General features: G+C 56.4%; 3 rRNA genes. All 3 read right to left on the bottom strand.

Annotation, left to right across the window (positions count from 1 at the left end):
• Positions 1–55: 55 nt before the first annotated feature.
• Positions 56–172, bottom strand: a 5S ribosomal RNA gene (gene rrf / locus ACEXHE_RS13380).
• A 191-nt stretch (positions 173–363) separates the two neighbouring features.
• Positions 364–3,466, bottom strand: a 23S ribosomal RNA gene (locus tag ACEXHE_RS13385).
• Between the two features lie 600 nt (positions 3,467–4,066).
• Positions 4,067–5,589 (bottom strand): 16S ribosomal RNA (locus tag ACEXHE_RS13390).
• The 16S, 23S and 5S rRNA genes sit together here, the layout of an rRNA operon.
• Between the last annotated feature and the right edge of the window lie 177 nt (positions 5,590–5,766).

Below are 5,766 nucleotides of genomic sequence, written 5' to 3' on the forward strand. Positions count from 1 at the left end.
CTGTTAACGTGCTCGGGCCCCACCGTGTGGTGGGGCCCGAGTCTTTGAAAGTAGTGTCCGGCGGCGTCCTACTCTCCCACACACTCCCGTGTGCAGTACCATCGGCGCTGTGGGTCTTAGCTTCCGGGTTCGGAATGGGACCGGGCGTTTCCCCCACGCTATGACCGCCGTAACTCTTTCACCCTGCTGTGGTCCCGGTCAGTGTTCACGGGTTGCTTCGAGGGTGGCTTGTTACACCATTATTCATTTGCTCCCCCAGTGCGCAGCCCGTAGAGCTGCTGTTGTTGGGGGTGGGTTGTTGGGTGTCAACCGCATAGTGGACGCGCACATCAATTGGTCCCCACCCCCGGGGGGGGTGGGTGTGTGTGTAAGTTATCGGCCTATTAGTACCGGTCGGCTTCACAAGTCTTTAGTCCTTGCTTCCACGTCCGGCCTATCAACCCAGTGTTCTGCTGGGGGCCTCCCAGGCCGTAGCCTGTGGAAATCTCATCTCGAAGCTGGCTTCCCGCTTAGATGCTTTCAGCGGTTATCCGTTCCGAACGTAGCTAATCAGCGGTGCACCTGGCGGTACAACTGACATACCAGAGGTTCGTCCGTCCCGGTCCTCTCGTACTAAGGACAGACCTTCTCAAATTTCCTACGCGCGCAGAGGATAGGGACCGAACTGTCTCACGACGTTCTGAACCCAGCTCGCGTACCGCTTTAATGGGCGAACAGCCCAACCCTTGGGACCTACTCCAGCCCCAGGATGCGACGAGCCGACATCGAGGTGCCAAACCATGCCGTCGATATGGACTCTTGGGCAAGATCAGCCTGTTATCCCCGAGGTACCTTTTATCCGTTGAGCGACGGCCGTTCCACAACGAGCCGCCGGATCACTAGTCCCGACTTTCGTCCCTGCTCGAGATGTCTCTCTCACAGTCAAGCCCCCTTGTGCACTTGCACTCGACACCTGATTGCCAACCAGGCTGAGGGGACCTTTGGGCGCCTCCGTTACATTTTGGGAGGCAACCGCCCCAGTTAAACTACCCATCAGGCACTGTCCCTGACCCGGATCACGGGCCGAAGTTAGATGTCCAGAGTGACCAGAGTGGTATTTCAACGATGACTCCACCAGCACTGGCGTGCCGGCTTCACAGTCTCCCACCTATCCTACACAAGCCACACCGAACACCAATACCAAACTATAGTAAAGGTCTCGGGGTCTTTCCGTCCTTCTGCGCGTAACGAGCATCTTTACTCGTAATGCAATTTCGCCGAGTTCATGGTTGAGACAGCGGGGAAGTCGTTACTCCATTCGTGCAGGTCGGAACTTACCCGACAAGGAATTTCGCTACCTTAGGATGGTTATAGTTACCACCGCCGTTTACTGGGGCTTAAATTCTCCGCTTCGCCGAAACTAACGGGTCCTCTTAACCTTCCAGCACCGGGCAGGAGTCAGTCCGTATACATCGTCTTGCGACTTCGCACGGACCTGTGTTTTTGATAAACAGTCGCTTCCCCCTGGTCTCTGCGGCCCTGATCCCCTCACAGCAGCATGTGCTGATCAGGGTTAGGGCCCCCCTTCTCCCGAAGTTACGGGGGCATTTTGCCGAGTTCCTTAACCATGATTCTCTCGATCGCCTTAGTATTCTCTACCTGACCACCTGTGTCGGTTTGGGGTACGGGCGGCTGGGACCTCGCGTCGATGCTTTTCTTGGCAGCATAGGATCACCGGATCCCCCACCTAGTGGGGGCCTATCAGGTCTCAGACATCATGCCCGGCGGATTTGCCAACCGGACGTCCTACACCCTTGGACCAGGTCATTTCCATTGCCTGGCCCGGCTACCTTCCTGCGTCACACCTGTTAATACGCTTGCCTTCCTGGTTCAGGTCCCGCGCTCCCCACCACACGCTCACCCCCGAAGGGGCAAGTCACGGATGGTTCGGGCGGTTAGTATCACCAGGTCAGCAGGGGCGGTCCTTCGCCGGTACGGGAATATCAACCCGTTGTCCATCGACTACGCCTGTCGGCCTCGCCTTAGGTCCCGACTTACCCAGGGCAGATTAGCTTGACCCTGGAACCCTTGGTCATCCGGCGGACGGGTTTCTCACCCGTCTTTCGCTACTCATGCCTGCATTCTCACTCGTGCACACTCCACCATACGATTCCTCGATGGCTTCACCGCAGTGCACGACGCTCCCCTACCCATCCAAACAAAAGCTTGAATGCCACGGTTTCGGCGGTGTGCTTGAGCCCCGCTACATTGTCGGCGCGGAATCACTTGACCAGTGAGCTATTACGCACTCTTTCAAGGGTGGCTGCTTCTAAGCCAACCTCCTGGTTGTCTCAGCAACTCCACATCCTTTCCCACTTAGCACACGCTTAGGGGCCTTAACCGGTGGTCTGGGCTGTTTCCCTCTCGACTATGAAGCTTATCCCCCACAGTCTCACTGCCACGCTCTCACTTCCCGGCATTCGGAGTTTGGTTGACGTCAGTAACCTTGTAGGGCCCATCAGCCATCCAGTAGCTCTACCTCCGGGAAGAAACACGTGACGCTGCACCTAAATGCATTTCGGGGAGAACCAGCTATCACGGAGTTTGATTGGCCTTTCACCCCTACCCACAGCTCATCCCCTCCATTTTCAACTGAAGTGGGTTCGGTCCTCCACGCGCTCTTACACGCGCTTCAACCTGGCCATGGGTAGATCACTCCGCTTCGGGTCTAGGACACGCGACTGAATCGCCCTATTCAGACTCGCTTTCGCTACGGCTGCCCCACACGGGTTAACCTCGCCACGTATCACTAACTCGCAGGCTCATTCTTCAAAAGGCACGCCGTCACCCCAACAAGGAGGCTCCGACGGTTTGTAGGCACATGGTTTCAGGTACTATTTCACTCCCCTCCCGGGGTACTTTTCACCATTCCCTCACGGTACTGATCCGCTATCGGTCAACAGGTAGTATTCAGGCTTACCAGGTGGTCCTGGCAGATTCACACGGGATTTCTCGGGCCCCGTGCTACTCGGGCACATTCACAAAGCGGCGGAACGCATTACAACTACGGGACTCTCACCCTCTACGGTCAGGCATCCAAACCTGTTCGTCTATACGCCCGCACCTCACTTCGATGGTCCGGCAGAACCATCACGCAAAGGCCCACAACCCCGCACATGCAACCCCTGCCGGGTATCACACACATACGGTTTGGCCCCATCCGCTTTCGCTCGCCACTACTCACGGAATCACTTTTGTTTTCTCTTCCTGCAGGTACTGAGATGTTTCACTTCCCTGCGTTCCCTCCAACCTGCCTATGTGTTCAGCAGGCGGTCACACGATCTTGAAAGTCGTGCGGGGTTCCCCCATTCGGAAATCCTGGTCTCAACGTCCGGTTATCGACTCCACCAGGCTTATCGCAGATTCCCACGTCCTTCTTCGGCTCCTGTTGCCAAGGCATCCACCATGCGCCCTTGAAAACTTAGCCACACAGACCAAGTCCCAATAATGAGCAAAAATCCAACACCCCTATCACAGGGTGCAGATCAAAAGATGACTACATTCTCGGCAGACCACCACAACACCACACAACCCCCCAAAGGAGATCACATGTACAGCTGCGGCAGTCCAAATAAGATGCTCGCGTCCACTATGCAGTTGACAAACAACAACCCGCACCACACCACCACCCACAGTCATGAGCTTCAGCACGGCCGGCAACAACAACCCCACACCCCACACACCCACAACAACAAACTCATTGTGAACACCCAGAGCATGGATCCTGTTGTCCCAGGACCCAACAGTGTGCCAAACAACCAACCAGAACCACCACCACCAGAGACTTTCCACACCCCCAAAAAGAGAGCCGTACTCACACCCAGCAGCACCAGTAACCAGTCACTGCACGCACCCTCCCCCAGCAGCCCCACAGGGCCGACTCAAGATCAGCAGGCACGTCGATTCGTTGATGTTCCACCCATGAGCAACTCGCCAACCCACGAACGGGGCTGCAACGAGCCATTCTTCTTGACCACCACCCCACAGCCACACAGGACCGCAGAGCACAGTGGTAAGAGCTCCTTAGAAAGGAGGTGATCCAGCCGCACCTTCCGGTACGGCTACCTTGTTACGACTTAGTCCCAATCGCCAGTCCCACCTTCGACGGCTCCCCCCACAAGGGTTAGGCCACCGGCTTCGGGTGTTACCAACTTTCGTGACTTGACGGGCGGTGTGTACAAGGCCCGGGAACGTATTCACCGCAGCGTTGCTGATCTGCGATTACTAGCGACTCCGACTTCATGGGGTCGAGTTGCAGACCCCAATCCGAACTGAGACCGGCTTTTTGGGATTAGCTCCACCTCACAGTATCGCAACCCATTGTACCGGCCATTGTAGCATGCGTGAAGCCCAAGACATAAGGGGCATGATGATTTGACGTCGTCCCCACCTTCCTCCGAGTTGACCCCGGCAGTCTCCCATGAGTCCCCACCACTACGTGCTGGCAACATGGAACGAGGGTTGCGCTCGTTGCGGGACTTAACCCAACATCTCACGACACGAGCTGACGACAACCATGCACCACCTGTGAACCTGCCCCAAAGGGGAAACCGTATCTCTACGGCGGTCAGGAACATGTCAAGCCTTGGTAAGGTTCTTCGCGTTGCATCGAATTAATCCGCATGCTCCGCCGCTTGTGCGGGCCCCCGTCAATTCCTTTGAGTTTTAGCCTTGCGGCCGTACTCCCCAGGCGGGGCACTTAATGCGTTAGCTACGGCGCGGAAAACGTGGAATGTCCCCCACACCTAGTGCCCAACGTTTACGGCATGGACTACCAGGGTATCTAATCCTGTTCGCTCCCCATGCTTTCGCTCCTCAGCGTCAGTTACAGCCCAGAGACCTGCCTTCGCCATCGGTGTTCCTCCTGATATCTGCGCATTTCACCGCTACACCAGGAATTCCAGTCTCCCCTACTGCACTCTAGTCTGCCCGTACCCACCGCAGATCCGGGGTTAAGCCCCGGACTTTCACGGCAGACGCGACAAACCGCCTACGAGCTCTTTACGCCCAATAATTCCGGATAACGCTCGCGCCCTACGTATTACCGCGGCTGCTGGCACGTAGTTAGCCGGCGCTTCTTCTGCAGGTACCGTCACTTTCGCTTCTTCCCTACTGAAAGAGGTTTACAACCCGAAGGCCGTCATCCCTCACGCGGCGTCGCTGCATCAGGCTTGCGCCCATTGTGCAATATTCCCCACTGCTGCCTCCCGTAGGAGTCTGGGCCGTGTCTCAGTCCCAGTGTGGCCGGTCACCCTCTCAGGCCGGCTACCCGTCGTCGCCTTGGTGAGCCATTACCTCACCAACAAGCTGATAGGCCGCGAGTCCATCCAAGACCAATAAATCTTTCCACCCCCCACCATGCGGTGAGAAGTCATATCCAGTATTAGACCCAGTTTCCCAGGCTTATCCCAGAGTCAAGGGCAGGTTACTCACGTGTTACTCACCCGTTCGCCACTAATCCACCCAGCAAGCTGGGCTTCATCGTTCGACTTGCATGTGTTAAGCACGCCGCCAGCGTTCATCCTGAGCCAGGATCAAACTCTCCGTAAAAAACAAAAAGCACTCGAGAACCATCACCACCAGCGGAAAACCAGCAGCAACAACCCCCAAGCTCATCCCGGCAACCACCACCCACCACACGGGGGTGCAATGAAGTGATGGCAACCAAATAATCAAATACTTGGCATCAACAAACTTGGCACACTATTGAGTTCTCAAACAACAGGC

The sequence above is a fragment of the Micrococcus sp. IITD107 genome (genome assembly GCF_041927415.1).
In the GTDB taxonomy this organism is placed as follows: domain Bacteria; phylum Actinomycetota; class Actinomycetes; order Actinomycetales; family Micrococcaceae; genus Citricoccus; species Citricoccus terreus.